The sequence below is a fragment of the Chitinophaga caseinilytica genome (genome assembly GCF_038396765.1).
Classification (GTDB): domain Bacteria; phylum Bacteroidota; class Bacteroidia; order Chitinophagales; family Chitinophagaceae; genus Chitinophaga; species Chitinophaga caseinilytica.
Genome location: NZ_CP150096.1, coordinates 5,021,101 through 5,047,749, shown reverse-complemented (window position 1 = coordinate 5,047,749; position 26,649 = coordinate 5,021,101). Strand labels below are relative to the sequence as shown.

Annotated in this window: 19 protein-coding genes; 9 read left to right on the top strand and 10 right to left on the bottom strand. The window is 55.4% G+C overall.

The window, feature by feature from the left end:
* Positions 1–138 precede the first annotated feature (138 nt).
* Positions 139–381, bottom strand: coding sequence for a hypothetical protein (locus tag WJU22_RS20790; protein WP_341840091.1), 243 nt, complete (start codon positions 379–381; stop codon positions 139–141).
* On the opposite strand from WJU22_RS20790, the gene smc reads away from it, so the two are divergent.
* From smc to WJU22_RS20770, 4 genes are all read left to right on the top strand, one after another.
* The gene (gene smc, locus WJU22_RS20785) at positions 356–3,886 is read left to right on the top strand and encodes a chromosome segregation protein SMC (protein WP_341840090.1); all 3,531 of its coding nucleotides are present in this window, start codon (positions 356–358) and stop codon (positions 3,884–3,886) included. The two genes, WJU22_RS20790 and smc, sit on opposite strands and share 26 nt — an antisense overlap.
* A gap of 130 nt (positions 3,887–4,016) precedes the next feature.
* Positions 4,017–5,480 (top strand): MFS transporter, encoded by a 1,464-nt coding sequence (locus tag WJU22_RS20780; RefSeq protein ID WP_341840089.1) that lies wholly within the window; start codon positions 4,017–4,019, stop codon positions 5,478–5,480.
* Positions 5,481–5,520: 40 nt separating this feature from the next.
* Complete coding sequence (locus tag WJU22_RS20775) at positions 5,521–5,946, top strand: hypothetical protein (protein WP_341840088.1); 426 nt, start codon at positions 5,521–5,523, stop codon at positions 5,944–5,946.
* Between the two features lie 125 nt (positions 5,947–6,071).
* On the top strand, positions 6,072–8,363 hold the full coding sequence (locus WJU22_RS20770; protein ID WP_341840087.1) for a DUF7133 domain-containing protein: 2,292 nt from the start codon (positions 6,072–6,074) through the stop codon (positions 8,361–8,363).
* A 6-nt stretch (positions 8,364–8,369) separates the two neighbouring features.
* Here the strand turns inward: WJU22_RS20770 and WJU22_RS20765 are convergent, their stop codons facing one another.
* Complete coding sequence (locus WJU22_RS20765; protein WP_341840086.1) at positions 8,370–9,041, bottom strand: SDR family NAD(P)-dependent oxidoreductase; 672 nt, start codon at positions 9,039–9,041, stop codon at positions 8,370–8,372.
* A gap of 188 nt (positions 9,042–9,229) precedes the next feature.
* On the opposite strand from WJU22_RS20765, the gene WJU22_RS20760 reads away from it, so the two are divergent.
* Positions 9,230–9,865: a response regulator transcription factor gene (locus WJU22_RS20760; protein WP_341840085.1), complete on the top strand. Its 636-nt coding sequence runs from the start codon at positions 9,230–9,232 to the stop codon at positions 9,863–9,865.
* A gap of 2 nt (positions 9,866–9,867) precedes the next feature.
* On the opposite strand, the gene WJU22_RS20755 is transcribed toward WJU22_RS20760, so the two are convergent.
* The 4 genes from WJU22_RS20755 to WJU22_RS20740 all read right to left on the bottom strand — a co-directional run bounded on the left by WJU22_RS20755 (position 9,868) and on the right by WJU22_RS20740 (position 15,576).
* The gene (locus WJU22_RS20755) at positions 9,868–10,413 is read right to left on the bottom strand and encodes a DUF192 domain-containing protein (RefSeq protein WP_341840084.1); all 546 of its coding nucleotides are present in this window, start codon (positions 10,411–10,413) and stop codon (positions 9,868–9,870) included.
* 88 nt (positions 10,414–10,501) lie between these two features.
* The gene (mqnE, locus tag WJU22_RS20750; protein WP_341840083.1) at positions 10,502–11,683 is read right to left on the bottom strand and encodes an aminofutalosine synthase MqnE; all 1,182 of its coding nucleotides are present in this window, start codon (positions 11,681–11,683) and stop codon (positions 10,502–10,504) included.
* Complete coding sequence (locus WJU22_RS20745; RefSeq protein WP_341840082.1) at positions 11,680–13,797, bottom strand: M43 family zinc metalloprotease; 2,118 nt, start codon at positions 13,795–13,797, stop codon at positions 11,680–11,682. Before WJU22_RS20745 ends, mqnE begins: the two co-directional genes overlap by 4 nt.
* A 144-nt stretch (positions 13,798–13,941) precedes the next feature.
* Positions 13,942–15,576, bottom strand: a complete 1,635-nt coding sequence (locus WJU22_RS20740) for a NupC/NupG family nucleoside CNT transporter (protein ID WP_341840081.1) — start codon at positions 15,574–15,576, stop codon at positions 13,942–13,944.
* A gap of 210 nt (positions 15,577–15,786) precedes the next feature.
* Here WJU22_RS20740 and WJU22_RS20735 point away from each other — a divergent pair, with 210 nt between their 5' ends.
* Positions 15,787–18,414, top strand: coding sequence for a gliding motility-associated C-terminal domain-containing protein (locus WJU22_RS20735; RefSeq protein ID WP_341840080.1), 2,628 nt, complete (start codon positions 15,787–15,789; stop codon positions 18,412–18,414).
* 100 nt (positions 18,415–18,514) lie between these two features.
* Here WJU22_RS20735 and trxA read toward each other — a convergent pair whose 3' ends face one another.
* Positions 18,515–18,832 (bottom strand): thioredoxin, encoded by a 318-nt coding sequence (gene trxA, locus WJU22_RS20730; RefSeq protein ID WP_126246403.1) that lies wholly within the window; start codon positions 18,830–18,832, stop codon positions 18,515–18,517.
* Positions 18,833–18,946: 114 nt separating this feature from the next.
* Positions 18,947–22,585: a DNA polymerase III subunit alpha gene (dnaE, locus tag WJU22_RS20725; RefSeq protein ID WP_341840079.1), complete on the bottom strand. Its 3,639-nt coding sequence runs from the start codon at positions 22,583–22,585 to the stop codon at positions 18,947–18,949.
* A gap of 96 nt (positions 22,586–22,681) precedes the next feature.
* On the opposite strand from dnaE, the gene WJU22_RS20720 reads away from it, so the two are divergent.
* A complete protein-coding gene (locus tag WJU22_RS20720; RefSeq protein WP_341840078.1) occupies positions 22,682–23,356 on the top strand; it encodes a C40 family peptidase in 675 nt (224 codons plus the stop codon).
* On the opposite strand, the gene WJU22_RS20715 is transcribed toward WJU22_RS20720, so the two are convergent.
* A complete protein-coding gene (locus WJU22_RS20715) occupies positions 23,349–24,221 on the bottom strand; it encodes an FkbM family methyltransferase (RefSeq protein ID WP_341840077.1) in 873 nt (290 codons plus the stop codon). The genes WJU22_RS20720 and WJU22_RS20715 overlap by 8 nt on opposite strands.
* Before the next feature lie 65 nt (positions 24,222–24,286).
* Between WJU22_RS20715 and WJU22_RS20710 the strand changes: the two genes are divergently transcribed.
* Both WJU22_RS20710 and WJU22_RS20705 read left to right on the top strand, forming a co-directional pair.
* The gene (locus WJU22_RS20710; RefSeq protein WP_341840076.1) at positions 24,287–24,496 is read left to right on the top strand and encodes a glycosyltransferase family A protein; all 210 of its coding nucleotides are present in this window, start codon (positions 24,287–24,289) and stop codon (positions 24,494–24,496) included.
* Complete coding sequence (locus WJU22_RS20705; protein WP_341840075.1) at positions 24,493–25,170, top strand: hypothetical protein; 678 nt, start codon at positions 24,493–24,495, stop codon at positions 25,168–25,170. Before WJU22_RS20710 ends, WJU22_RS20705 begins: the two co-directional genes overlap by 4 nt.
* Here the strand turns inward: WJU22_RS20705 and WJU22_RS20700 are convergent.
* Positions 25,159–26,643 (bottom strand): lipopolysaccharide biosynthesis protein, encoded by a 1,485-nt coding sequence (locus WJU22_RS20700; RefSeq protein WP_341840074.1) that lies wholly within the window; start codon positions 26,641–26,643, stop codon positions 25,159–25,161. The genes WJU22_RS20705 and WJU22_RS20700 overlap by 12 nt on opposite strands.
* Between the last annotated feature and the right edge of the window lie 6 nt (positions 26,644–26,649).

The following is a 26,649-nucleotide window of genomic DNA, read 5'->3' as shown; positions in this document are numbered from 1 at the left end:
AACCCGGCATCGGCCCCGGCGGGCGGCGGCAGGTGAGGATGTATCCGCAGGTGAGCGTATTTGATTCGTTATCAGTAAGATAGTGGATATTGTTTAATATTGTGGTGTATAAATTATCCCCAAGTGTGTATAAATTCCTTATCCACATTTACCGGTTTGCGATAACTTACTGAAGTGAGATCGAATGCCCCGTTGCCATATCTGAAAACCGCCGCCACGGCTGGCAACCCCGCGCAGTGCTGTAATCAGCAGAATTCGATTATCTTTGGCGGCCAAATCATGGCGCAGGAATGTTTCGGGAATGGTGTTTCCGGGGATTGCTGCTTCATCTTTCGTAATTCGTAATCCGACAAATGTGCGTTTAAAAACATTAGAGATCAAGGGTTTCAAAAGTTTTGCGGATAAGACCGTACTGCATTTCGACGAAGGCGTGACCGGTGTTATCGGCCCGAACGGCTGCGGAAAGAGTAATATCATCGACTCTATCCGCTGGGTAATCGGCGAGCACAAGATCTCCAACCTCCGCTCCGAAAACCAGGCCGGCCTCGTCTTCAACGGCTCCCGCACCCGTTCCGCCTCCGGTATGGCCGAAGTGAGCCTCACTTTCGAGAACAACAAGAACGTACTCCCGACGGAATTCACCACGGTTACGATCACCCGCAAATTTTACAAAAACGGCGACTCCGAATACCGGCTCAACGATGTGGCCTGCCGCCTGAAAGATATCCACAACCTCTTCCTCGACACCGGCGTCAGCACGGATTCCTACGCCATCATCGAGCTCGGGATGGTAGACGATATCATCAAGGACAAGGAAAACTCCCGCCGCCGCATGCTCGAGCAAGCCGCCGGGATCTCCATCTACAAAACCCGGAAAAAGGAAGCCAAATCCAAACTGGACGCCACCGAAGGCGACCTCAACCGTATCGAAGACCTCCTCTTCGAAATCAATAACAACCTCAAAACCCTCGAAAGCCAGGCCAAAAAAGCCGAGCGCTATTACGAGATCAAAAAAGACTATAAAGAAGCCAGCATAGAGCTCGCCAAAGCCGCCCTCGAAGGTTTTAACATCACCTTCCGCGACCTCACCGAGCAACAGCAGCAGGAAACCGACCGGAAATTTGCCCTGGAAGCCGAAATCTCCACAGACGAGGCCGCCGTGGAACAGGATAAGCTCCATTTCGTGGCCAAGGAACGCGAGCTCCAGGTACTGCAACGCTCCTTCAATGAGCTCGTTTCCACCATCCGCACGAAAGAAAACGATAAAAACCTCGCTTCCCAGCAGCTGACCTACCTCCGCGAACGGGAAAAAGGTATCACCGACTTCCTCGGCAGCGCGGAAGGACAGCTCAACGGCCTCACCGAATCCATCGCGTTCACCGAAACACAGGTGACCGACGAAGCCGAAGTGTTCGAATCCATGCAGGACGAACTGGAAACCCTCCAGGAAATGGTGGACGAGAAAAAACAACACTTCTCCGAGAAAAAACTCCACCTCGAAAACCTCCGCCGCGATCAGCAACAATGGCAACGCCAGCAGTTCGAAGCGGAAAAGAAAGTGGCCGTAGCCGATACCTCCGTCCAGAACCTCCAGCGCGGCATCCAGCAGCTCCAGGAGGAAAAGACCTCCCGCCTCGCCCAGATCCAGCAGCTGGAAGATGAAAAAACAACGCTGCAAGACAACCTCCAGACCTCCAAAGAGGAACTGGAAGACATGATCGCCTTCCAGGAAGAAACCAAAGGCAAGATCCTCACCGCGCAAGGCGAGATCGAAGGGCTGCGCGACAAGCTGGTAGACGAAAACCGGAAACTCGATTCCAAAAAGAACGAGTACGACCTCCTCAAATCACTCGTAGACAGCCTGGAAGGCTATCCTGAATCCATCAAGTTCCTCAAAAAGAACAATGAATGGAACAACAAGGCGCCCATCCTGTCAGACATATTCTTTTGTAAGGAAGATTACCGCACCTGCATCGAAAACCTGCTGGAGCCGTACCTGAACTATTACGTGGTCAACAACGCCGAGGAAGCCGTTCAGGCCATCCGCCTGCTCGACGGCAACAAGAAAGGCAAAGCCAACTTCTTCATCCTCGACCAGTTCAACCACCAGGCCGGCGGCCTCTTCACGCCGCCCGGCACCATCCCGGCGCTCGATGTGGTAGAGATCGACGAGAAATACAAAGGCCTGGGCAATTACCTTCTCGGAAAGGTATTCGTGGCCGACGATCTCGCCTCCATCAACTTCAGCGAGCTGCCCGAGCAAGACGTGCTCATCACCGAGAAATCGGGCAAGATGCACCGCGGGAAATACAGCATGAACGGCGGTTCCGTAGGTTTGTTCGAAGGGAAGAAGCTCGGCCGTGCCAAGAACCTCGAAAAGCTCGACGCGGAAATCCGCGAGCTGGAAGGCGTGGTCAGCTCCCTCAAAACGAAACTCCAGGCCAAGCACGACGAAGTGCTGGGCTACAACAGCCAACTCAACGAAAACAAGATCAACGCTGCCCGCGAGCGCGTCAATCAACTCAATAACCAACTGTTCGGCCTGCAAAACAGGATCGAGAACTTCCACCACATGATCGAAACAGGCAATAAACGCCTCGCCGAAATGGAAGGTTCCCTCGCTACTAACGAACAGTCGATTTCTACCGTGAGAGATGAACTGGATACCCTTAACGACCGGGTGAACAGCTTGCACGACAGCATCGTGGCCGCCGAACGCTCGAGCCAGGAAGCGGAGCAGCAGTTCAACCAGGCCAACGTCCAGTACAACAACCAGAACCTCCAGCACACGCGCCAGCAAAGCAAGGTGCAGGCCCTCAAACAGGAACTGGAATTCAAGCGCAAGCAACTGACCGACCTCCACGCCCAGATCGAAAGCAACCGCAGGCAGCTGGAAGATACCGCCGGCAACATCGCCGCGGCCGAAGACCGGCTCAATACTTCCGAAGACGGATTGCTGGAACTGTTCCGCCGCCGCGAGGAAGAGGAAAAAGCCGTGAACGAGAAAGACCAGGAGTACTATAATTTCCGTAACCACCTCCAGGAACTGGAAAGCGTGCTCCGCTCCAAGCAGAAAACGCGCGATATGCTCGATCAGCAGCTCAACCAGATCAAAGACAAGGTGAACGAACTGAAACTGCAACTGGCGTCCATGAAAGAGCGCCTCAGCGTGGAGTTCAAAGTAAACCTCGACGAGATCCTGGACGAAGACCGCACAGGCACGCAGTCTGTCGAAGACCTGCAGGCCAACGCCGAGCGGCTGAAGAAGCGCCTCGAGAACATGGGCGAGATCAACCCCACGGCCATCGAAGCGTATACCGAAATGAAGAAGCGGTACGAGTTCATCCTCGAACAGAAAAACGACCTGGTGAACGCCAAGGAATCACTGCTGGCAACGATCCAGGAAGTAGAATCCACGGCCAACCAGAAGTTCCTCGATACGTTCAACCAGGTGAAGGAAAACTTCATCCGCGTGTTCAAGGCGCTGTTTACCGAAGAAGACCAGTGCGATATGATCCTGAACGACCCCACCAACCTGGCGGATACGGGCATCGAGATCATCGCCAAGCCGAAAGGGAAACGCCCGGCCGCCATCACACAGTTGTCGGGTGGAGAAAAAACCCTCACCGCCACGGCGCTCCTGTTCGCCATTTACCTCATCAAGCCCGCGCCGTTCTGTATCCTCGATGAGGTGGACGCGCCGCTCGACGATGCCAACGTAGGCAAGTTCACCAACATGATCCGCAAGTTCTCCGACAACTCGCAGTTCATCATCGTTACCCACAACAAGCAGACGATGGCGGCGGTAGACGTGATCTATGGGGTAACCATGCAGGAGGCGGGCGTGAGCAAGCTGGTGCCGGTAGACTTCCGCAGTCTCAATTAGAACAAGACAGTAAACATCACATGCGATAATTGCAGGCGCCTCCGGAACGGGGCGCCTGTTTTCATGTAAAGCAATCCGTTAAACGGCTTTATCCGGCACAAAGATTGTGCGTAAGCACCAAACCGGGTACATGAACTTACAGCCGAAAGACGTATTGACGGAACAGGAAGTGGAAAAGGGCCTGCGGAAGGTAGTTTGGGACGGATTGTTCTCGGAAGCGATGACGACGCTCACCGGGGGTGCTTTCATCGTGGCGATGGCCATCCTGCTGGGGGCTAACAACCTTCAGCTGGGCCTGATTGCGGCGTTGCCGACCATGGTGAACATGTTCCAGCTGATTGCGATCTGGCTGGTGCGGCAGTTCAACAACCGGCGGGCCATTACGGTATTCTGTTCGCTGCTGGCGCGTTTGCCGCTGGTGCTCATTGGCCTGGTGCCGTTCATTTTCCCCGGTGTGCTTTCCCTGGAACTGCTCATTCCCGTACTTTTCTTTTACTATTTGTCCGGCGCCATCGCCGGCGCCAGCTGGAATTCCTGGATGAAAGACCTGATACCCGAAAACCGGCTGGGTGCGTTTTTCGGACGAAGGAGCGCCTTTATGCAATCGCTTAACGTGGTGCTGAGCCTGCTGCTGGCGCTGGGGCTCGATTATGTGAAGGATAATTTTCCGGAAATGGAAATGCAGAGTTACGGCCTGATGTTCGTGCTGGCGGGGACGTCTGGCCTCATCGGGTCGTCGATGCTGGCGGGAACGCCGGAACCGAAGAAGATCCTGCCGCGGGAAAACGTGTTCGTCATGCTCCGCCGTCCGCTGCGCGACCCGAATTTCCGTCGGCTGCTCGTATTCAATTCCGCCTGGGTGTTTGCCGTGAACATCGCCTCGCCCTTCTTCAACGTGTTCATGATGAAAAGCATGAACCTGCCGTTGTCTTACATCATCGGTTTCACGATCCTCAGCCAGGTGAGCAGCATCCTCACGATCCGCCTCTGGGGCCAGTTTGCGGACCGATATAGCAACAAGACCATCATCGCCATCGGGGCGCCGTTGTATATCATCTGTTTGCTGGCCTGGTGTTTCGTGGGGATTTGGTCGTTCATGTGGCCTAACCTTTTGCTGTTGGGGATGATCCATATTTTGATGGGTTTCTCGAACGCGGGGATCAATCTCAGCCTCACCAATATCGGCCTGAAACTGGCGCCCACGGCCGATGCGATCATTTATCTTTCCGCCAAGAACATCATAACTGCTATCTTTTCCGCGCTGGCGCCCCTGGCCGGCGGTATCCTGGCCGACTATTTCACGGGCCGCCACCTGAAAGTGGACGCGGAGTGGGGAGGGCCCCGGTGGACGAAATCCCTGCACATCATCGAGCTGCAGGACTGGAACTTCCTCTTCCTGTTCGGCGCGCTGCTGGGGCTGATCGCGGTCAATTTGCTGGCGAAGGTGAAAGAGAAGGGAGAGGTGGAGAAAGATGTCGTGGTGCGGATCATGCGAAGTACCGTGCGCAACAACCTGAAGGAGAATTTCGTGGTGGGCAGCTTGATGAACGGGTATTCGCAGTTGCGGGACGTTTTCAGAAGGAAGTTTTTTTGATAGGGATGAATTTGTACTTTGGCAGTAAAATAAAGCTAGCATGAACGTAACATCAGATCCCGGGGAAGAAAGCTCGGCGTATTATGAAGCCGAGGCGTTGCTCATTGCCTTATTAGGCGATGATCCGGATATGCTGGAATCCGTTATCAAAGCTGGTGGAGATGTAAATACTGCTTTCGAAGAGGGGCAGACGCCGCTGCATATTCTAATTGAAAGTACGATAGATGGCATGATGCAGGACGATTTGGTTGCTCCGGGCCCTGAAACCTTGAAAATGATTGAGCTTTTGCTTGGAAATGGGGCTGAACTCTCCCGTTTAAACGATGCCGGAGAAACACCCTTGGACATACTAAACGTTTATGCCGCCGGCAGTAAAGAAAGCTTCGAACGCCTGAAAGACATATTCCGCGGCCTGATTCCGGATATCGACGACCGGATAACCTATATTTCGGGAAGTTCAGTTTAACCCACCTACCACTGATCAAGATTTACATCGTTTTTGCCCCTCCAAATCTTATTTTAGCCCCCGCAAATTTTTGACTTCCGGGCAGGATTTGTATATTTTCGACTTAATACAATCGATTTCAAAGCATGAAGGGAGGCCTTAGCACCAGGAAACTGACTTATCTCGGGGGATTACTCGCGCTGTGGGCACTTGCCGCCTGCCAGCCCGCAGGCAAAGGCGCGAAAGCAGACTCGCTCGCCATGCGCAGGGACTTCGCGGAAAGCCCCGTGCTTTCTCCCGAAGAAGCCCTCCGTTCCTTCCGGCTCGAAGAAGGCTTCACCATCCAGTCCGTCGCCGCCGAGCCACAGGTAGTAGTGCCCGTAGCCATGACGTTCGACCGCAACGGCCGCATGTGGGTCGCGGAAATGACCGGCTACATGCCAGACACCGCCGGCACCGGCGAAGACGTTCCCAACGGAAAGATCGTTATCCTCGAAGATACCAACGGCGACGGCCGTGCAGATACCCGCACCGTGTTCCTCGACTCCCTCATCCTCCCGCGCGCCCTCGCCATCGTCGGCAACGGCCTCCTGGTGGCAGAACCTCCGCGCCTGTGGTACATCGAAATCAACAACGACAAACCCGGCCGCAAAACCCTCGTCGATTCCCTGTACACCGAAGGCGGCAACGTGGAACATCAGCCCAATGGCCTCCTCCGGGCTATGGACAACTGGATCTACTCCGCCAAATCCTCCAAACGCTATCGCCTCGAAAACGGGAAATGGCGCAAAGAGGATACCCATTTCCGCGGGCAGTGGGGCATCACGCAAGACAACGAAGGCCGCCTCTTCTACAACAACAACTCCGAAAACCTCCTGGGCGATTATTTCTCCCCCGGCCTCGGCAGCAATAATCCTAACCAGCGCCGCGTGGAAGGGTTTAACGAAAACATCGTTCCCGATAACCGTACCTGGCCCATCCGCCCTACGCCCGGCGTCAACCGCGGATATATGAAAGGCGTGCTGGACGATAGTCTCCGCCTCGTCAACTTCACCGCCGCCTGCGGCCCCGTGATCTACCGCGACCCGCTTTTCGGTACCGCATTTCTGAACAACGCCTTCGTGGCCGAACCTTCCGCGAACCTCATCAAACGAAACATCCTCAGCGATAGCGGCTATTTCGTCAATGGAAAACAGGCTTATGCCAGCCGTGAATTCCTCGCCAGCACCGACGAGCGCTTCCGCCCCGTAAACCTCTACCTCGGCCCCGATGGCGCGCTGTACGTGTTAGACATGTATCGCGGCATCATCCAGCATAAAACTTACCTCACGCCTTACCTGAAAAACGAGATCGGTATGCGGGGGCTCACCAATCCGCTGAATTGCGGCCGTATTTACCGCATCATTCCCCAAAACTCGAAGCCGCAAACCTTCAAAATCGGCGATACACCCGAAGATTGGGTGAAAGCCCTGGAACACGGCAACGGCTGGGTGCGCGACAAAGCGCAGCAAATGATCGTAGACGCACAAGTGAAAACGATCGTTCCGCAGTTGCGTGCATTGCTTGCGTCTGGCAAAGGGTTTTCGCGCCTGCATGCGCTCTGGGCCCTGGAAGGCCTGCATGCACTCACGGCGGCCGATGTACTGCCATTGCTGGAAGGGAACGATAAGGCGTTTCACCGCCAGGTACTGTCGGTTTTGCCGTCGGTATTGAACGAGTCGAATGTTGGAGAGCTGTTCCCGAAAATCATGGAAGCCGGATCGTCGAAAGAAACTGCCCCGGTTGCCGTATTCGTACTCCCGGCAGTAGCGAAATTTGCGCCGGATCAGTCAATTGCCGTTCTGAACGCCATCTGGCATAATTTTCCCAACGATAAGTATGTGGCAGACGCTGTCATCAGCGTGCTGAAAGACCAGGAACAGGTGCTCCTCGCCGAAATCAAATCCTGGAACCCGGACACGAGCCTGGTCATCCGCCGCCGGCTGGAAAAGGTACTGATCGATATTTCCAACCACCGCAAAGCCCGGCTGGATGAAGCCCTCGTCCGCGAATTCCCCCGCGGCAACCTGCTTTTCAAAACCATCTGCCAAACCTGCCATGGCGCAGACGGCGAAGGCATCCAATCCCTCGCGCCACCGCTCAATCATTCCGAGATCGTGACCGGGAAAAAGGAACGCCTCATCGCCATCGTGCTCTACGGCCTCACCGGGCCCGTGCAGGTCAACGGCAAAGTGTACAAATCCCCGGAGATCAACGGCGATATGCCGGGCATCGCGAGCAACGACGAGTTCTCCGACGCAGACATCGCGCAGCTGATGAGTTTTCTCCGCAACGCGTGGAGCAACAAGGCCGAAAAGGTCTCGGAGAGCGACGTGCAGGCCGTCCGCAAAAAATACAAAGGCCGCCAGAAATCGTTTACGATGGAAGAGCTGAAGTAATTTATTCTACAGCGCGAAATGCTTTCCGGTAGCTACATTCCGGAATTCCCCGCTATCCTTCTGCGCGAAAATGATGTCGAGGATCCCCGCTGCGGAGGCTTCCGGCAGCAACGGCGCCTGATCGCCGCCCAGTTTGGTGCGCACCCAGCCCGGGTGCACCGCCGTCACCGTTATTTTCTTTTCCGTTAACCGCTGCGCGAGCATTTTCGTGTAAATATTCACCGCACCTTTCGACATCCGGTAAGCCGGACCGTTCATGGCGATTTCCGTAAGCAGCGACATGTCTGTCGAAATGTTGATGACCTGTCCGCCCGGAGGCACCAGCCCGATCACGGCTTCGGTAAAGAACACGAGCCCGGTAACGTTGGTGGAGAAGGTGTTTTCGAAGGAAGTTCTTTCGGGAACGGTCTGGAATACATCGTCGGCCACGCCGGCATTGTTGATGAGCAGATCGATGGAGGTAGACATGCCGGCGAGGGATTGCCGGCAGGCTTCGATGCTGGCCGGGTCGCGCACGTCGAGTTGAAGACAGAAGAATTGCGGATGGCTCAGCGCATCGATATATCCGGAGCGCGAAGTGCCGATCACGCGGTATCCCTGGCCGAGGAGCCTGGCGGAAAGCGCGAGGCCGATGCCGGCGTTGGCGCCGGTGATGAGAGCAGTGTTTGGTCGCTTCATGAGAGAGGTTTGCCGCAAAATTATCCCGCAGCCGGCGCCGCGGGCTACGCAGCAGCGCGTAATTTTCAGTACAGCACTGCCTAAGTACCACTACTACCACATAAGCATGTGATACGTACCCCGCTAAACCATGCATTTCCAACGCCTGATAAGTAATTTCGTCCTTTAACCTCAAAATGCCATATAGTATGAAGATCAGGCTGGGAATTGCCGATGCCCACCCCGTGATCGGCAAGGGGATCGCGGCCATGCTTGCTCCACATCCGCATATCGAGACAGTTTTCTCGTTGACGGACTGGCGCGATCTGGGCGCCGAACTGAGCCGTGTGCCAGTTGACATTCTCCTGCTCGATCTCCACATGCCCGAACAGAACGTGGCAGGATTGTGCAAAATGCTGCGGAGGGATTTCCCCGAATGCCGCATCGTGGGCATGTCTGCCTCGCAGGAAGCCGTGGAGGTAAAGCAGGTCATGCGGGCCGGAGCGGCCGGTTACTTATTGAAAAGTATGGACGAAGAAGGGTTGCTGGCCGCGCTGGAAGCGGTTTTCGACGGGAAACAATATATCGATGCCAAAGTAAAGGCGATGTTGCTGGAAGACCTGTTCCAGCACAAAAAGCGATTGCGGAAGAAAGATGTGCTGACGCGGCGCGAAACGGAAATACTGGAACTGATCGCCCGGGAATTCAGCAGCCGCGAAATCGCGGACAAGCTGTTTGTCAGCCTGCGGACCGTTGATACCCACCGTTTCAACATCATACAGAAATTGCAGGTAAAGAACGCCGCAGGACTGATCAAGGAAGCTTACAAGCGTGGGCTTGTGTAAGTTTATTTAAGTTTGGTGAATGCGATCTTGTCGCCCACCTGCACATGATATTTGTCGGAGAACCCGGCATTGGTTTCTACCACGTATTGCGCCGGTTTGAGGGACGGAACGCCGTCTTCGCTGAGCGGCGTGGTGTATTTGCGGATGGAAACGATCTCTTTATTGGCATCTACGTACATGATATCCAGCGAAATGTAGGTGTTCTTCATCCAGAACGATTGTTCGGCCGCGGCTTCGAAAATGAACAGCATGCCTTGCGTGTCTTGCATGGATTTGCGGTTCATGAGGCCGAGCGCGCGCTCTTCGTCTGTCTGCGCCAGTTCGATATCGATGGTTTTGATCGTATCTCCTTTTGCTTTGCTGATGAAAGACAGTTCGCCTTCCTTGGTGAACACCGGGCCATCGTCTGCCGCAGGCGTAGTGGTAGCGGGGGAGGTGGCGGTGTCTGTAGTAGCGGAGGCGTTATCGCCCGGTTGCCCGCCTTTCGGCTGGCAGGCGGCCAGGTACAAAGCGCCCGTGAGGGCCAGTACCAGGTTGAGTTGCTTCATTTTGCGGATTTTTAGAGGCTTGAAGTTAGTAAAAAAGCAAAAGAGGAAAAGCGATGCCTTTCCTCTTTTGGAAATATTAACAGTTCTGTCAGTTTTTGAATTCATCGTCCGTGAATTCCACATTGGAAAAGTCCCGGATTTCGTTGTAGACCGTGTCCCTTTCGATGGGCGACCTCCCGGCCTGACGGATCAATACGGCCAGTTCGGCGGTGCTCATAGACGGTTTCTGCTCTTCGGCGCCTGCCATGGAGTAGATTTTGGTGGTATCGTCGATGGTGCCGTCGAGGTCGTTCACGCCGAAGGAAAGCGTCAGTTGCGCCGTGCTGCGGCCGAGCATGGGCCAGTACGCCTTCAGGTGGGGGAAGTTGTCCATATAAAGGCGGGCAATGGCGTACATTTTCAGGTCTTCCACGATGGAGGATTCCGGAACGTTCGCCATCTCGTTGTCTTTGTTGCGGAACTTGAGGGGGATGAAGGTGTTGAAGCCATGGGTTTCGTCCTGCAGCCGGCGGAGTTGCTCCATATGGTCTACCCGGTGCCAGTATTGCTCCACGTGGCCGTACAGCATGGTGGCGTTGGTGACCATGCCGGTGTTGTGGGCGGCGCGGTGGATGGCGAGCCAACCGTCTCCGTCAACCTTATCGTGGCAGATCTGCGCGCGGATGTCGGGGTGGAAGATCTCTGCGCCGCCGCCGGGCATGCTTTGCAGGCCGGCTTCGTGCATGAGGCGCATCCCTTCTTCGGTGCTCACTTTCGCCTTGCGGAACATGTAATCCAGTTCCACGGCAGTGAAGCCTTTGATGTGAAGGTCTGGCCGGTGGGCTTTGATCTTGCGCATGAGGTCCATGAAAAACTCCATCTGCATCTTGGGGTGAACGCCGCCCACGATGTGGACTTCGGTCACGGGCTGGCCATCGTATTTCTTCACGATGTCGAGCATTTCATCAACGCTCAGTTCCCAGCCTTCTTCACGGTTTTTGTATAATTTGGAATAGGAGCAGAATCTGCAGGTAAAAACGCAAACGTTGGTCGGTTCGATGTGAAAGTTGCGGTTGAAATACGTCTTGTTCCCGTGCATCCTTTCGCGAACGTGATTGGCCAGGGCGCCGAGCAATCCTACATCTCCCTTTTCAAACAGCACGATGCCGTCTTCCTGCGAAATCCGTTCCTGCGCCAATACCTTGTCTGCGATCGTCTTCAGCTGGCTGTCGAGCGTAGTAGCTGCAAGGAGGGCGGCAAGCGCCGGTTTCGGTCCTGAGTTCGTCGTCATTTTGCTTTCACTATTTTATAAGTCCTTACCGATTGGCTATAGTATAACTTTACAAAGTAAACACCATTTGGGGCATTTACCAAATCAATTGTCAGCCTGTTCCCGCTCCGCTGCAGCGATTCCCGGCGGTACACTTCGCGCCCCAGCGCATCATAAACGGCCACGCCTTTCAGGTCTTCCGGCCACTGCAAAAACTCCACGAAAAACCGGTCGCGGAAAGCATTCGGCCAGATAAGCATCCCTTTTTCCCGCAGCGCCGGGTGCACAGGGCGGCTTTCCAGCTGGATATTATCGAGATACACATTGTTTTCCCAGTTGCAGGTATTGCGGAACACCACACGGAAGGCCCGTCCCTTGAGGATATGCGTCAATTCCACCGTATCGCGGCGCCATTCGCTGGCCGTGGGGTAGAATTCGGTATCCGTGGGTATGCGGCGCGTCACCAGCGAAGTCCCCCATTTCTTGTAACCCGTCGGGATGAACGTTTGCCCGCAATCGAAGGTGACCATCACTTCCAGCGTATCCCACATCGTTCCGGCCGTACCGATAGGCGTTGTGGTTGCCGCCGCGATATCGAAAATCAGGCGGACGGAATCGCTGCCGGTATTGGTCATGCCGGGGCCCAGCAGGTCGTCTATCGCATGATTGGTGCTGTAAAAGAAATTGCGCATCACGGCGGAATGGGTGCTGTTGCTGCCGTAATCGGTCCGCTGCCAGGTGGGGCCACGGTCCGGGTTAAGGACGGTAAACCCGGCAGGCGGGAATCCCGCGTTCTGGAACCCTTCCGCCAGCGGAAAAGCCGACGGCGTCGCAAACGTCATGTTGACGGAAGTGGAATCGTTATCCGGCTGCTCGTCGGCCACCCCATTAGGGTTCATGGTATAGGCCTGAAGCGTGGCCGCGCCGATCGGTGCGCTAAACGGCGGCAGGTCCACCACCACTTGCGCCAGGGAGCCCAGGTTGCCCGTCCAACTGAAATCCACCGGCGCGCCGTTATTCACGGTGTAGCGAATGGTTACTTTCGTCAAAGCCGCCGATCCCCGGTTCTTCAGCACCACGCGCGGCGTTTGGCCCGGTTCGCAGAGGTAGCCAACGGGCCGTTCCACCGCGTTCACGGAAGCATCGTTGGCCTTCTGGTCTACCGGCTGGCAGCCGTCGGAGAACATCAGCGAAGCGCGCTGCGTTTCCAGGGCGGTCCGCATACGGTCGGTTTGCCCGGAGGTGAAAAAATGCATGCAGGCGTCGTTCACGTAATCCATGTAGTTCATGTACATGAGCCCCGGCGCCGCGGGGCTGCAATTGTCTGTCAGCACGCCGTTCGGGCAATCATAGTTCTGCTCGCCCTGCGGCGGCGTATCGGCCACGTTATCGTCGTCTGTACAGGTATTGCTGTCGGTATTGCCCCAGATGTGGTAAAGGTTGAAGAAGTGCCCGATCTCGTGCGTGAGCGTGCGGCCGAGGTTGAACGGCGGGCGGGCGGAGCCGGAGCTGCCGAATGCCCGGAAATGCACGACCACGCCCTGTTCTTCCGGCACATATAATTGGGGGAAGGTGGCTACGCCGAGGTAGTTGTCGCGCAGTTCGCAGACCCAGACGTTGAGGTAACGGTCGGAATCCCAGGCGTCTACGCCGCCGGTACCTGCATATTTCACTTCGGCGCCGGCATTGTCGATAGGGAAGGTGCGATTGGAGACCGTCCGCGTGATACCGTTGGTAGGGTCGCCGTCGGGCGTACGCGCGGCCAGGCAGAACTGTATTTCCGGATTGCCGGTGAGGGCTTGCCATACGGCCGGGACCTGCGCTACGTCTGTGTTCTGGGCGATATAGTCGAGATTGAGGGATGCCAGTTGGTCGAGGATCTGTTCGTCCGTCACCTGCGCCGGGTCTGGCAGTACGATGTGGACTACAACGGGGATCGTGACGCGGTTGAAGGTCCGGAAAGGGCCGGGTTGGGTTTTGGGGCGACGGAGCTGTTGTTCCATCACGCGCAGTTTATCCTGCAGGAGCGGCTGTGACCGAAGTTTTTTCTGGAGCGCGACATCGGTACCGCATTTCCGTTGGGCGAAAGCGGCGGCAGACGTGGCCATAAGGGCGATCAGGATGAAAATACGCAAGCGAATCTGGTTATAGGTGATAGTGATATGATCGGTTGTAAAAGTAAACATGGAAAACGTTATTTGGAGGGCTATCCTGCAAAAAGGCGGATTTTCCCGGCCAAAGACGCTGAATGCCAGGTATTACTGTCCGGATAGAATTTTTTAGCTGAGCGCCCCGGCGATGCAGCCGCACATCAGGCAGGCGATCGTTCCGCCGATGAGCGCCTTGAGCCCCAGTTCCGTGAGGTTTTTGCGCTGGTTGGGCGCCAGTTGGCTGATGCCGCCGATCTGGATGCCGATAGACGCGAAGTTGGCGAAGCCGCACAGTGCGTAGGTGGCGATGAGGAGCGACTTGGGATCGCGGATCACGTTGGCTTCCTTCATCTGCGACAGCGATTGATAGGCAAGGAATTCGTTCAGTACGGTTTTGATGCCCAGGAGCTGCCCTACGGCCAGAACATCCGCCGAGGCTACGCCGATGAGCCAGGCAACGGGGGAGAAGAGGTAACCGAGGATCATGTCCAGCGAAAGGGAGGTGTACTGCCCGCCGCTCATGTTGGTGATGTACGCGTTCAGGTTGGTTTGATCGCCGATCCAGCCCAGCATGGCGTTTACGACATACATCATGGCGGTGAACACGATGAGCATGGCGCCCACGTTCACGGCGAGTTTCAGGCCGTCTGTGGTGCCGAGGGAGATGGCGTCGAGGAAGTTGTCGCCCAGTTTTTCTTTGGGGATTTGCAGGTCTTTCTGGATGAGGTGGTCCTGCGTTTCGGGGAACATGAGCTTGGCGCAGACGATGGCGGCGGGGGCGCTCATGATGCTCTGGCTGAGCATGTGGAGCGAAAAGTATTCCTTGGCCAGTTCGTCCGTTCCACCGAGCATGCCTACGTAGGCGGCCATGACGCTGCCGGCGGTGTTGGCGAATCCGCCGACCATGATGAGCATGATCTCGGAGCGCGTCATTTTGTCGAGATACGGCCGGATCATGAGGGGCGCTTCGGTTTGCCCGAGAAAGATATTGGCGGCGGTAGAAAGGCTTTCCGCGCCGGAGATCTTCATCTTGTTGAGCAGGTAGGCGAAAACGAAAACGATTTTCTGGAGAATGCCGAGGTAGTAGAGGATAGACGACAGTGCCGCGAAGAAAATAATGTTGGGCAGTACCTGGACGGCGAAAATATAAGCCCAGGAGCCCGAGGGGTCGGCGAGTTTGCCGAACATGAAATCCGTTCCTTTATGGCTGATGTTGATCAGGTCTACGAAAGCGGAGGATACGGTGCTGAGGGCGCGGCGGAACACGTCTGGCGGGCACCATTGCAGGTATACGGAGATCGTGAGGAGGAAGCACGCGGCCAGTACGGTCCATTTGAGCAGTTCGAGGTTCCTTTTGGGGAGGAATTTCGCCATGACGAAGATGGGGATCAGCCCCGCCGCAAAGGCTACGGCCGGCAGCTGGTAATCCGGGCTGCGCACGATCCCGAAAAAGAACCCCGCCAGCGCCGCCAGCGATAACAGCCAGGCAACAGGGTCTCCCATCGGCCCGAACCCTTCTTGCGCCCTGCGCATCACCCGCCGGACGGTGAAAACGGTGATCAGGATGCCGAAGAGCAGCCAGAATACCGGCTGTCCGCCCACGCGCGTGTCCAGCACGCCCATGGCGAACATGACCTGCGCACAGATCCCCATTCCTACAAGCCGCCAGTTAACAGCGCGCCGGTTGTTGCTCAGGAGGTAACATACGAGCACAAGAAACGTCATGCCCAGTGCACCACGGGCGATATTCTCCCAATGTAACATGTGGTATGAAAGTAAGATAAGGTCAAGACAAGCGGTGATACACCCGGCAAAATAAGGAAAGTAAATAAAACTGGAATAAAATATCGAAAAAAATAATATCTTTCCCGCGCCGAATCATATTGAATCGTCAAAGTAATGCGCTTATACCTATACCTCATTTGTTTGGTCCTCTGTCAGTCCCTTACCGTTCACGCCCAAACAGCCAGCTTTATGGCGCCGGACACTGTTTGTGTCGGTACCCCTGTCAACATCACAGACCAATCCGCCGGTGTGGGCACCTGGTTCTGGAATTTCTGTTCCGGCAGCCTGTACCAGACGCCAACGCTCACCAGCGTGGGGAACGGCGGAGGCAACTTCAACGGGCCCGCCCATAGCGTGATCGTGCAGGAAGGAGGGAATTACTACGTGTTCGTTACCAACAACTACGACCGGAATTTCACCCGGCTCGATTTCGGTAACAGCCTCCTCAACACCCCCACAGCCACCTCCATCACCAACATGACCAGCATAATACCTGCCAATGCCGAAGGTGTGCAGGCCGTGGAAGATGCAACGGGGAAGCACCTCATCATCGTAGGCGGCAACTCTTTCGCGGTGCCCAAGATCGTACGCATCGATTTCGGGGCTTCCTGGGCCAACACGCCCACGACAGGCGCGGATTGGGGGAATAACAGCGGAACGCTCGCCTATCCCTACGAGCTCGTTATTTTCCAGGACGGTGCGCAGTATTTCGGGTTCGCGACCAATCAGCAAAACAGTACGCTCACCCGTTTCGAATTCGGGACCAACTTCTCGGGTACGCCCAATATGGTCAACATGGGCAATTTCGGTGGATTGTTGAACAGTCCTTATGGATTGCAGCTCACCAAGGAAGGCCCCAACTGGCATATGTTCGTCGTGAACCAAAACCACCACCTCGTGCGTTTCGATTTCGGCACCTCCCTGCTGAATACGCCCACTGCGGCCGACCTGGGAGACCTGGGCGGGATGCTCAGCGAACCGCGCGACCTGGCCCTGTTCCAGGATTGCGGGGAAACTTTCCTCCTGATCGTCAACAACGGGAACAACACGCTGGTGCGCGCCGATTTCCCCGGAGGGCTCACTTCTGCGCCCACGGCCACGTCGCTGGGCAACCCCGGCGGCCTGATCGATTTCCCTGCGGGCATTTCCGGGATATTCAGAACGGGGACGGACCTCAACGCGTTCCTGACCGATGTGGGCACTACGCCCGCCAACGCCAAGCTGACCCGCATTTCAATGACCAGCTGCAACAATTCCTCCATCCCGAATTTTACCGGCCAAACGCCTCCCAGTTTTACCTATAATCAGCCGGGAACGTACAAGATTAATCTGTTGACAGACGAAGGCACGCCCAATCAGCGCACCTTCTGCAAGAATATCATAGTACTGCCCGTTCCCACCGTAGAACTGGGCCAGAATAATATCGTGATCTGCAACGGCTCGCCCGTGTCCCTCGACGCAGGGCCCGGGCCTAATTTCAGGTATAGCTGGACGAACGGGGAAGACGATCGCGCCATTACCGTAACCGGTTCCGGTACTTTCGGCGTGAGCGTGTTCAACGGCGGATGCACCGTCACCGATGCCATCGATATTTCCATTACTTCCGCCGTGGTGGCTACCGGCACGGTGCAGGACGTAGATTGCAACCACGCAACCGGCGAAGTGCAACTGCAGGTTTCCGGCGGAACGGCGCCCTACGCGTTCCGGCTGAACGGCGGAGCTTCCGGTGCGGTTCCCGAATTCAAAAATCTCGCGATAGGGAATCACGTCGTCAACGTTACGGACGATAACGGCTGCTCCGGCCTCTACAATTTCGCCGTAACCCGCGACCTGTTGCGGACGCTTACCACGAGCGCCACCAGCAACGATCCCAGCTGTTTCGGGACTGCCAACGGCTCCATCCTGGCACAGGTAAGCCAGGGCACTGCGCCGCTGCAATTCGCGCTGAATAACGGCGCTTTCGGGAACTCGCCCGATTTCCAGAACCTGGGCGCCGGTTCATATAAAGTGTACATCAGGAATGCTTATTGCCTTGACAGCCAGCAGGTTACACTTGTGCAGCCGGATGCCCTCATGCTGCCTTACACCGCCTGGCAGGATACCTGTAACCGGTTGAAAGGATGGGTGGATTTCAGTCCGCAGGGCGGCGTGGCGCCATACAGCCTTACCTGGAACGGGAATGTAGTGAACAATACGGAAGTGAAAGGCCTGGGCGTGGGGATTTACAGCGCGCAGCTCATGGATGCCAACGGGTGCCAGCGGGCGGCGAGCATTTATGTGCCGAACCTGAACCTGGGGAGGATGAGCATTCTGACACCCGATACCATCGTTTCCATCGGGGATGCGTTTACGCTCAGGGCCGGCAACGCGGCGGATTACATCTGGAGCCCCGTGACGCAGGGCAACATCGCCTGCCCGGTATGCCCGGAAACGCCCGCCCGGCCGTTAGTAGCCACGCAATACATCGTGCGCACCCTCACCGGCGCCAATTGCATCGCAGCGGATACGGTAAACGTCATGATCGATTATTCTTCCATGCTGGCGATGCCGAACGCGTTTTCCCCCAACAAAGACGGGGTGAACGACGTCTTCCGCCCCAAATCGAAAGCGGTGATGGCATTCAGCATGCAGATCTATAACCGGACGGGTAATCTTCTCTTCACGACCACAGACCACCGCAAAGGCTGGGATGGTACCCACAACGGCGAACCGCAACCCATCGGCACCTATGTCTACGTCATCCGGTTCGGGTTCTGGCAGGCAGATGGAAAGCTGGAGCTACAAGATAAGAAAGGCACCTTCGACCTCATTCGTTAGTGGAAGTAAGGGGTATTTAACAATTGACAATCAATTCATTAAAATAATAAAAGCCGTCCGGTGTGTAACCAGACGGCTTTTTCAATATGCTCAAACCTGATTAGAGGTTAGCCTGAATCTTTTTATCCAGAACTGCTTTCGGAGCAGCGCCCACTTGTTTGTCTACCACCTGGCCGTTTTTGATGAACAGGATAGCGGGAATGCTGGTGATGCCGTAGTTCATGGACACCTGCGGGTTGTTGTCCACGTTCACTTTACCGATGTTCACTTTACCATCGTAGTCTTTCGCCAGCTCTTCGATAACCGGACCGATCGCGCGGCAGGGACCGCACCATTCTGCCCAGAAGTCAACCACGGTGAGTTTGTCCGAATCGAGCACGTTAGATTTGAAGTTCGCATCTGTGAATTCTAAAGCCATTTTGTATAGATTTTAAAGTTTATAATTTAATGATTGGTGTTGATGTATACTCAAAAATCAATCCGATGTAAAACTACTGCTTTTTTGACATCCGGAGTTATAGGATTTCTCTACTTACTTATTGGCAATATCTATCCAGACATCCAGGTCGGGCTGCTGGTCCAGCCAATGTGCCAATTCGTCATTCATTTCCACATGTTTATTGAAGGTATGCATCCGGACAGACAAATTCTCGTCACGGTCCACCAACTGGAAGTAGATCTCGCTCTTGCCGGGGTTGCGTGACACATTGTCTGCCAGGAAATCCACGATCTCCGGCGTGATGAATTGCGGCATCGTCACGATACCGACTTTCCTGGTCTGGTTCCGTTTCACTTCCTGCAGCAGCTGCATGCTGTTGATCTTGAATTCGTACTCGTTTTCGTTGAATCGCCTCGGCTTGAAGCCGCCGTTCACGTACAGGCAAAGGCCCTGTTTGAAATAGTTCGTGAACTTGAGGAAGTCTTCGCTCCAGAGCGCGAATTCGAACTTGCCGGAATAATCTTCCAGCGTCATGATGCCGAACTGTTTGTTGTTGCGGGAAATGCGCTCCACCGCGCCGCTCACATATACGGCCATGCGGAAATCCTTCGCCTTGCCTTTGTTATTGTCAGACGCACCGCTGATCTGGTTCTGGTATTCGGTGATGTCTGACAGTGGGCTCATATGGTAATGCTTCAGCTCGAACTTGTAATCGTCGAGCGGGTGGCCGGAGATGTAAATCCCCGTTACCTCGCGTTCATTGTTCAGCTTGATGGTCAGCGGCCAGTGATCGCAGGGCGGGATTTTCGGCGGAACGATCTCCGCCATGAGCGAATCCCCGAAAAGCCCGCCGGAAGTAGCGTTCTCCGCGGAAACCTGCTGCCCGAATTTCACGATCTTCTCGAGCCCGGTAGTGGTATCGCCATCCGGTTTGTGGAAATACTGCGCCCGGTGCAATTCCGTGAAGCAGTCGAGCGCGCCCGACATGGCGAGCGCCTCCAGCGATTTCCGGTTCACCGCGCGCTGGTTCACCCGCTTGATCATATCGAACATCGTCGTATACGCACCGTTCTTTTCCCGTTCTTCGATGATATTCTCGATCGCTGCTTCGCCTACGCCCTTGAGGCCTGCCAGCCCGAAACGCACCTGGCCTTTCCGGTTCACCGCAAAGCCCTTGAACGATTCATTCACGTCGGGCGGCAATACGTCGAGCCCCATGCGCTTACATTCCTCCATGAAGAAAGTAATCTTTTCCAGGTTGGAGGCGTTGTTCAGCACCGATGCCATGTATTCCGCCGGGTAATGCGCCTTCAAATAAGCCGTCTGGTACGCCACGAAAGCGTAACAGGTGGAGTGCGATTTGTTGAACGCGTAGGACGCGAACGCCTCCCAGTCGGTCCATACCTTGTCGCACATCTTCAGATCATGCCCGTTCTGCTTGCAGCCTTCCATGAACTGGGCCTTCATTTTGTCCAGCACGGCTTTCTGCTTCTTACCCATGGCCTTGCGCAGGATATCGGCGTCGCCTTTGGAGAAGTTGGCCATTTTCTGGCTGAGGAGCATTACCTGTTCCTGGTATACGTTGATCCCGTAGGTTTCCGCCAGGTATTCCTCCATCACGGGCACGTCGTACGTCACCGGTTCCAGGCCGTGTTTACGGCGGATGAACAGGGGGATGTACTCGAGCGGGCCCGGCCGGTACAGGGCGTTCATGGCGATGAGGTCGGCGAATTTGTCGGGCTTCAGCTCGCGGAGGTATTTCTGCATGCCCGGACTTTCAAACTGGAACGTGGCGTTGGTTTCAGCTCGTTGATACAGCTCGAACGTCTTCAAATCGTCCAGCGGGATATTGTCGATAATAATGTCGATGCCGTGGTTCTTCTTGATCATCTCCAGCGCGCCCTTGATGATGGTGAGGGTTTTCAGCCCCAGGAAGTCCATCTTGATTACGCCGGCGCTCTCGATCACGTTGCCCTCGAACTGGGTCACGAGCAGGTCGGAATCCTTCGCCGTGGTCACCGGGATGAGCTCGGAAAGGTCTTTCGGCGCGATGATGATCCCCGCCGCGTGGATGCCCGTATTCCGCACGGAACCTTCCAGTACGCAGGCTTCGCGGAGCACTTCGCCCTGCAAATCCTCGCCCTTGATCAGTTCCCGCAGCTTTTTCACGTTCTCCATGTCCTCAGGGCCCAGGCCTTCCTTGTCCTGCAGGCTCTTATCCCCGTCCAGCGGGGCGTTGAAGATCCTGCTCAACTGAATTCCCGGCTTATCGGGCACCAGCTTCGCCAGGGCGTTGGAATCCTGCAGGGGCAGGTCCATCACGCGGGCCACGTCCTTGATCGACATTTTCGCCGCCATGGTACCGTAAGTGATGATCTGGGCCACCTGCTGCTTGCCATATTTTTCCACCACATAATCGATCACGCGTTGCCGGCCCTCGTCGTCGAAGTCCGTATCGATATCGGGCATGGACTTACGTTCCGGGTTGAGGAACCTTTCGAACAGGAGGTCGTATTTAATGGGGTCGATATTGGTGATCCCGATGCAGTATGCCACGGCGGAGCCCGCGGCGGAACCGCGTCCCGGGCCGATGAACACGCCGAGGTCGCGCCCCGCCTTGATGAAGTCGGACACGATGAGGAAGTAACCCGCGAATCCCATTTTTTCGATCACATCCAGCTCGAAATTGAGCCTTTCCTCCACTTCCGCCGTGATTTCCGCGTACCGGCCGCGGGCGCCTTCGTAAGTGATGTGCCGCAGGTATTGGTCTTGCGTGAAAAATTCCTTCGGAATGGGGAAGTTGGGGAGGAGGATATCGCGCTTCAGGTCGAGCAGCTGCACCTTGTCCACGATCTCGTTGGTATTGTCGATGGACGCGGGCAGATCGGCGAAGAGCTTGGTCATTTCTTCGGTCGACTTGAAATAGAATTGATCGTTATAGAAAGCGAAACGCCTGTTTTTTACCATGACGTCGTCGTCGGAAAACTCCTTCATCGACGGCGTGCTTTTCTTTTCGCCGGTGTTGATACAAAGGAGGATGTCGTGGGCGTTGGCATCGGCCTGGTCAACGTAATGCGAGTCGTTGGAGGCGATGATCTTGACGTTGTATTTCTTCGCGAAGCGCACGAGCACTTCATTCACTTTTTCCTGTTCGGGGATGCCGTGGCGTTGCATTTCGACGTAGAAATCCTCGCCGAAAATGTCCAGCCACCATTTAAATTCCTTTTCGCCTTCTTCTTCGCCTTTTTTGAGGATGGTCTTGGGAACGGAGGCGCCGAGGCAGCAGGTGGTGGCGATGAGGCCCTGGTGGTATTGGAGGATGAGTTCCTTATCGATACGGGGATATTTGCCGTACAGGCCTTCGATATACCCGAGGGAGCATAATTTGATGAGATTGCGGTATCCCTGGTCGTCTTTCGCGAGTAAAACCTGGTGGTAGCGGATGTCTTTTTCTTCGCGGGTGAACTGGCGCTTGTGCCGGTTTTCCACGAGATAAAATTCACAACCCACAATAGGCTTCACTTTCAGGCGTTTATCTTTAGGGTCGTCGGGGTTAAGCCGGTGATTATAGGCTTCCGCCACGAACTGGAATGCCCCGAACATGTTACCGTGGTCGGTGATGGCGAGCGCGGGCTGGCCATCTCCCATCGCTTTTTTATAGAGCCCCTTGATGTCGGCGGCCCCGTCCAGCAGCGAAAACTGCGTATGCACGTGCAGGTGTGAAAACTTCATCGTCGGATCTGGGTTGAGGTGATTTTTTTCAGCGATTGCCAAAGGGCAAAAATCGGAATTTATTATATTGCAACCAATTTTTAAAAAAACGCCGGAATGAAGAGAAGATCGGGAATGCGAATTTACAGGTTGTTGCCATTGGGGGCCTTATTGCTGGGAAGCTGCGCCATGTTGAAGAAACAGCCGCAGCAAACCGCCGCAGAAAAGCCCGCGGAGCCGCGCCAGATGGAATTCATCGATGGCATCGCCATCTCTCGCGATCCCAAAACCAGCGACCATAGCCATAAAAACCGCGGCACCTCCCTCCGGGAATCGCCCGGCCGGGTAGCCGGCATAGAAGAAGCCCGCTGGTGGCAGTTCAAATACGCCCAGCTGCTCGATCTGCCCGTAGAAAATGTGGTGAACGAGAAATTGTTCAATTTCATCGAAGAATGGTATGGCGTGCCTTACCGCATGGGCGGCAGCTCGAAAGACGGGATCGACTGCTCCAATTTCGTGAATACCTTTATGTCAGCCGTTTTCCAGATCAGCCTGAGCGGCAATTCCGGCCAGTTGTTCCACCAGGTGAACCGCCTGGCCAAACGGGCAGACCTTCAATACGGTGATCTCGTATTCTTCGCCATCAACCGCAAAAAGCGGATTTCCCACGTGGGCGTGTATCTCGATAACGACCGTTTCGTGCATGCCTCTTCCAGCAACGGCGTCATGATCAGTGACCTCCGCGAGCCTTACTGGGTAAGGTATTACGCCGGCGCCGGCAGGATCAACTGATCCTTCTCGCAAAAATATTCAACTGCTGTTCGTATTCGCTGCCGCATTCGCCGGGAACGAAGGGATGGGCCACATTGTCTGCCGCTTCCTTGATGTAATACTCGAAACCGCTTTGTTTCAGGATGTCGAGCATATGCGTCAGTTCATGGCTTTTGCCGATCTGGCCGTGGTATTCGAGGAAAAGGCAGCGCACATTGTGGAGATATGGCGCACAATCGAGGATCACCGGGTATTCCGCGCCTTCGATATCGATCTTCAGAAAATCGACGGGTTGCTGCAACAGATCGGCCAGCCTGCGGCAGGGAACGCTGATGGTGTTGGTCCCGCCCTCCTGGATGTGGCTGCCCTGGCCGCCGGTGGAGGTAAAGGTGATGCTGCCGGTGTGGGTCCATACCGCTTCCCGGATGGGCTCGGTGCCGGTCAGCTGATTGTCCTGCACGTTTTTTGTCAGGAGTTCGAAGTTATGTGTATCCGGCTCAAAGGCCATGATGCGTGCTTTGGGATAGAGGCGCTGGAAATAGAGCGCGCTGAGGCCGATGTTGGCGCCGCAATCGAGGATCAAAGGCGCGTCTGTCGAAGATTTGAACCGATATATTTCCTGGGTGATGATCTCGTCGAACGAATGCATGAGCTCCCAGGATTTGGTGAACCAAATCTTCCCGCCTTTCCAGTTGATATGCTGTAAGGGGCCCTGGGGCAAGTGCTTGAGGTACTTGACCATCCAGAAGGAAAGACGGTCGCCGTCGGTTCGCTTCGGCATGAGCTTTTTACGGACGCCGCCGAGGATTTGCCCCAGCATGGAACGGGACTGCGCGCTGTTCGAGGAGTTGGCCATGTAATATGATCGATAAATATATCTTTGCAAAATATACCATTTACATGAATAATCCACGGATTTCCGTTTGTATACCGGCTTACAAACAGCCGATATTGCTCGAAAGATGCTTGCACAGCCTGCGTTTGCAGGAACATGCCGATTTCGAGGTGATCGTGACCGACGATTCGCCGGACGATTCCGTGGCCGATCTCGTGCGCGATTTCCGGGCCGGGTTTCCCATACGGTATGAAAAAATCCCTCCGCCCTCGGTTCCCCCGAAAATTGGAACGCCGCCCTCGCCCTCGCGAAAGGCGAATATGTGAAAATCCTCCATCACGACGACTGGCTCCGCTCGCCCAACGCTCTGGCCACTATCGCAGATCAGCTCGACCGCAACCCCAGCGCGTCGATGGCGTATTCCGCTACGGTAGACGTATATCCAAATAACGCGGAAGTCGTTCATCAAACCACGCCCGCACAGCTCGATCAGCTCAATCGCCGCCCGGAATCCCTGCTGCTGGGGAATTTCGTGGGTGCGCCGAGCGGTGTCACTTTCCGGAAGTTTCCCGGCCTCCGTTTCGATCCGCAACTGAAATGGCTGGTAGACATCGATTTTTACCTGGAAGCGCTCAAGCATGGCCCCGCCGTGTATATCCCCGAGCCGCTCGTCAACATCGGCCTCCACGAAATGCAGGTCACCAATGCCGTGCAGCACGATCCCGCCGTGGTACTGCCCGAATGGGCGCATGTGCTGGGCAAAAATCCGCGATACGTGAAACAGGGTTGGAAGATGTATGATTTGCTCTGGCGCATGTTCCGGAATTTCGGGATCCGCAGTCAGGACGAGCTGGTAAGGTATTGCGCCGGAAACCCCGTTCCCGCGGTGTTCCGGCAGATCGTACGGGCGCAGTGCCGGGTGCCCGCCGCTTTGTTGCGCGCAGGCCCCGCTTCCAAGGCGCTCATGTCGGCCGCGTGGGTCCGCAGCCTATGGCTTTAACCTGCTTTTAATGAATTTATCAAACGCTTCCGACACGTCGTCAGACAGCCGGAAAGCGATCACCGCGCCGCCGAAAAGGCCGCCGAACACCGCTGTGCGCAAAATGAGGCTCAGCCAGGGATTGGCGATCCCGATCAGTTGCGCCACCCAGTAACAGGCGAGGCCGAGCAGCACGATGTATAACGTGCGAAGGGAAAACGGTTGCAGCTTGAAACGGAAATACAGGAAGGAGAATCGCACCAGTCCGAAGATGAAGGCAGACAGCAAATTCGCGATGGCGTTGCCCTGGATGCCGAAAAGCTTGTTGAACCAGATGTTGAACGGAATGGCGATGGCGCCCGCCAGGAGGTTCGAATAGAACTCGAAACGCCAGTGGTTGGAGGTGCCCGTGATCTGGCTGGATACGCCAAAACTCATGTCCATCACAGATTTCAGGCCCATGAAAAAGATCACCGGCTTGCCGGCGTCGAAGATATCGTCGAGTTGCAGGATATCAAATGCATTGTCCACATTCAGCCAGATCAGCCCGAAAAGCAGTACGGCATAAGTAAGCATGGAGTTGCTGGAGCGGCGGTAGATGTTGCCGATGGCCGATACATCGCGGTTTTTCCAGTTGGCAGACAGCACGGGGATGGCGATGGCCACGATATTGCGCTGCGGCAGCAGGATGAGCGTGCTGATATAGGTCGCGAATTCGAAGACGAAGCCCAGGCTCAGGCCGTCTCTGCTGGAAATGGACAGGTTGTCGATGTTTTGGGACACCACGGCGATCACCGCGCCGATGTACAGCGTGGCATTGAAAGTGATCATGCGCCTGGCGAGCCGGCGCGTCACATTACTGATAGAAAAGGAAAAAACAAGGTCGCCCTGGCGGTACAGATAAACGAACAGGAACCCGAAAATCACCAGGTACACGAGGGAATACGATAGCACGAAATGCGGCAGGGCCAGCGCCCCGAAGAAGAACAAAACGTACAGCACAAGCTGTTCCACCCGCAGGCCTACTTCTTTCAGCAGGATAGGGTAAACGCTTTTATACTGGTTGTAGGAAAAGTTTTCGAAGATGAAGAACAGCAGGTAAAACAGGGAAAAGGGGATGAGGTAGAAGTAATAATCCACCACATAGGCGCTTTTGGTGCCGAACTTCCGGATGATGAGGTCTTCGAATACGAAGAAACCCGCCGTGCAAAGGAGGAACCCGATCCCGCAGAGGATCAGCACGATCCCGAAAATATCGCGCCGGTTGGCCGGCAGCAGATCGCGGTACCAGGGATAGAATTTGTTCAGCATGGAAATGGAGCCCAGGTTAGACAGGGCCGCCACGATGAGGGCGATGCTGATGAAAAACCGCGTCAAACCCACCACTTCCGGGTCCACGAACTTAGCCGCCAGGATGGTAGTGATGCCGCCGATGCCGAATCCTACGAACGTGATGATGGAGGTACGAATACTTTGACTGCGGATGATGCCCATTATACT

Coding starts and splice junctions, on each gene's coding strand:
- WJU22_RS20780 (WP_341840089.1), top strand. CDS start 4,017: ATGAACTTACAGCCGAAAGACGTATTGACGGAACAGGAAGTGGAAAAG.
- trxA (WP_126246403.1), bottom strand. CDS start 18,832: ATGGCTTTAGAATTCACAGATGCGAACTTCAAATCTAACGTGCTCGAT.
- mqnE (WP_341840083.1), bottom strand. CDS start 11,683: ATGACGACGAACTCAGGACCGAAACCGGCGCTTGCCGCCCTCCTTGCA.
- WJU22_RS20700 (WP_341840074.1), bottom strand. CDS start 26,643: ATGGGCATCATCCGCAGTCAAAGTATTCGTACCTCCATCATCACGTTC.
- WJU22_RS20760 (WP_341840085.1), top strand. CDS start 9,230: ATGAAGATCAGGCTGGGAATTGCCGATGCCCACCCCGTGATCGGCAAG.
- WJU22_RS20735 (WP_341840080.1), top strand. CDS start 15,787: ATGGCGCCGGACACTGTTTGTGTCGGTACCCCTGTCAACATCACAGAC.
- WJU22_RS20720 (WP_341840078.1), top strand. CDS start 22,682: ATGAAGAGAAGATCGGGAATGCGAATTTACAGGTTGTTGCCATTGGGG.
- dnaE (WP_341840079.1), bottom strand. CDS start 22,585: ATGAAGTTTTCACACCTGCACGTGCATACGCAGTTTTCGCTGCTGGAC.
- WJU22_RS20740 (WP_341840081.1), bottom strand. CDS start 15,576: ATGTTACATTGGGAGAATATCGCCCGTGGTGCACTGGGCATGACGTTT.
- WJU22_RS20775 (WP_341840088.1), top strand. CDS start 5,521: ATGAACGTAACATCAGATCCCGGGGAAGAAAGCTCGGCGTATTATGAA.
- WJU22_RS20770 (WP_341840087.1), top strand. CDS start 6,072: ATGAAGGGAGGCCTTAGCACCAGGAAACTGACTTATCTCGGGGGATTA.
- WJU22_RS20755 (WP_341840084.1), bottom strand. CDS start 10,413: ATGAAGCAACTCAACCTGGTACTGGCCCTCACGGGCGCTTTGTACCTG.
- WJU22_RS20765 (WP_341840086.1), bottom strand. CDS start 9,041: ATGAAGCGACCAAACACTGCTCTCATCACCGGCGCCAACGCCGGCATC.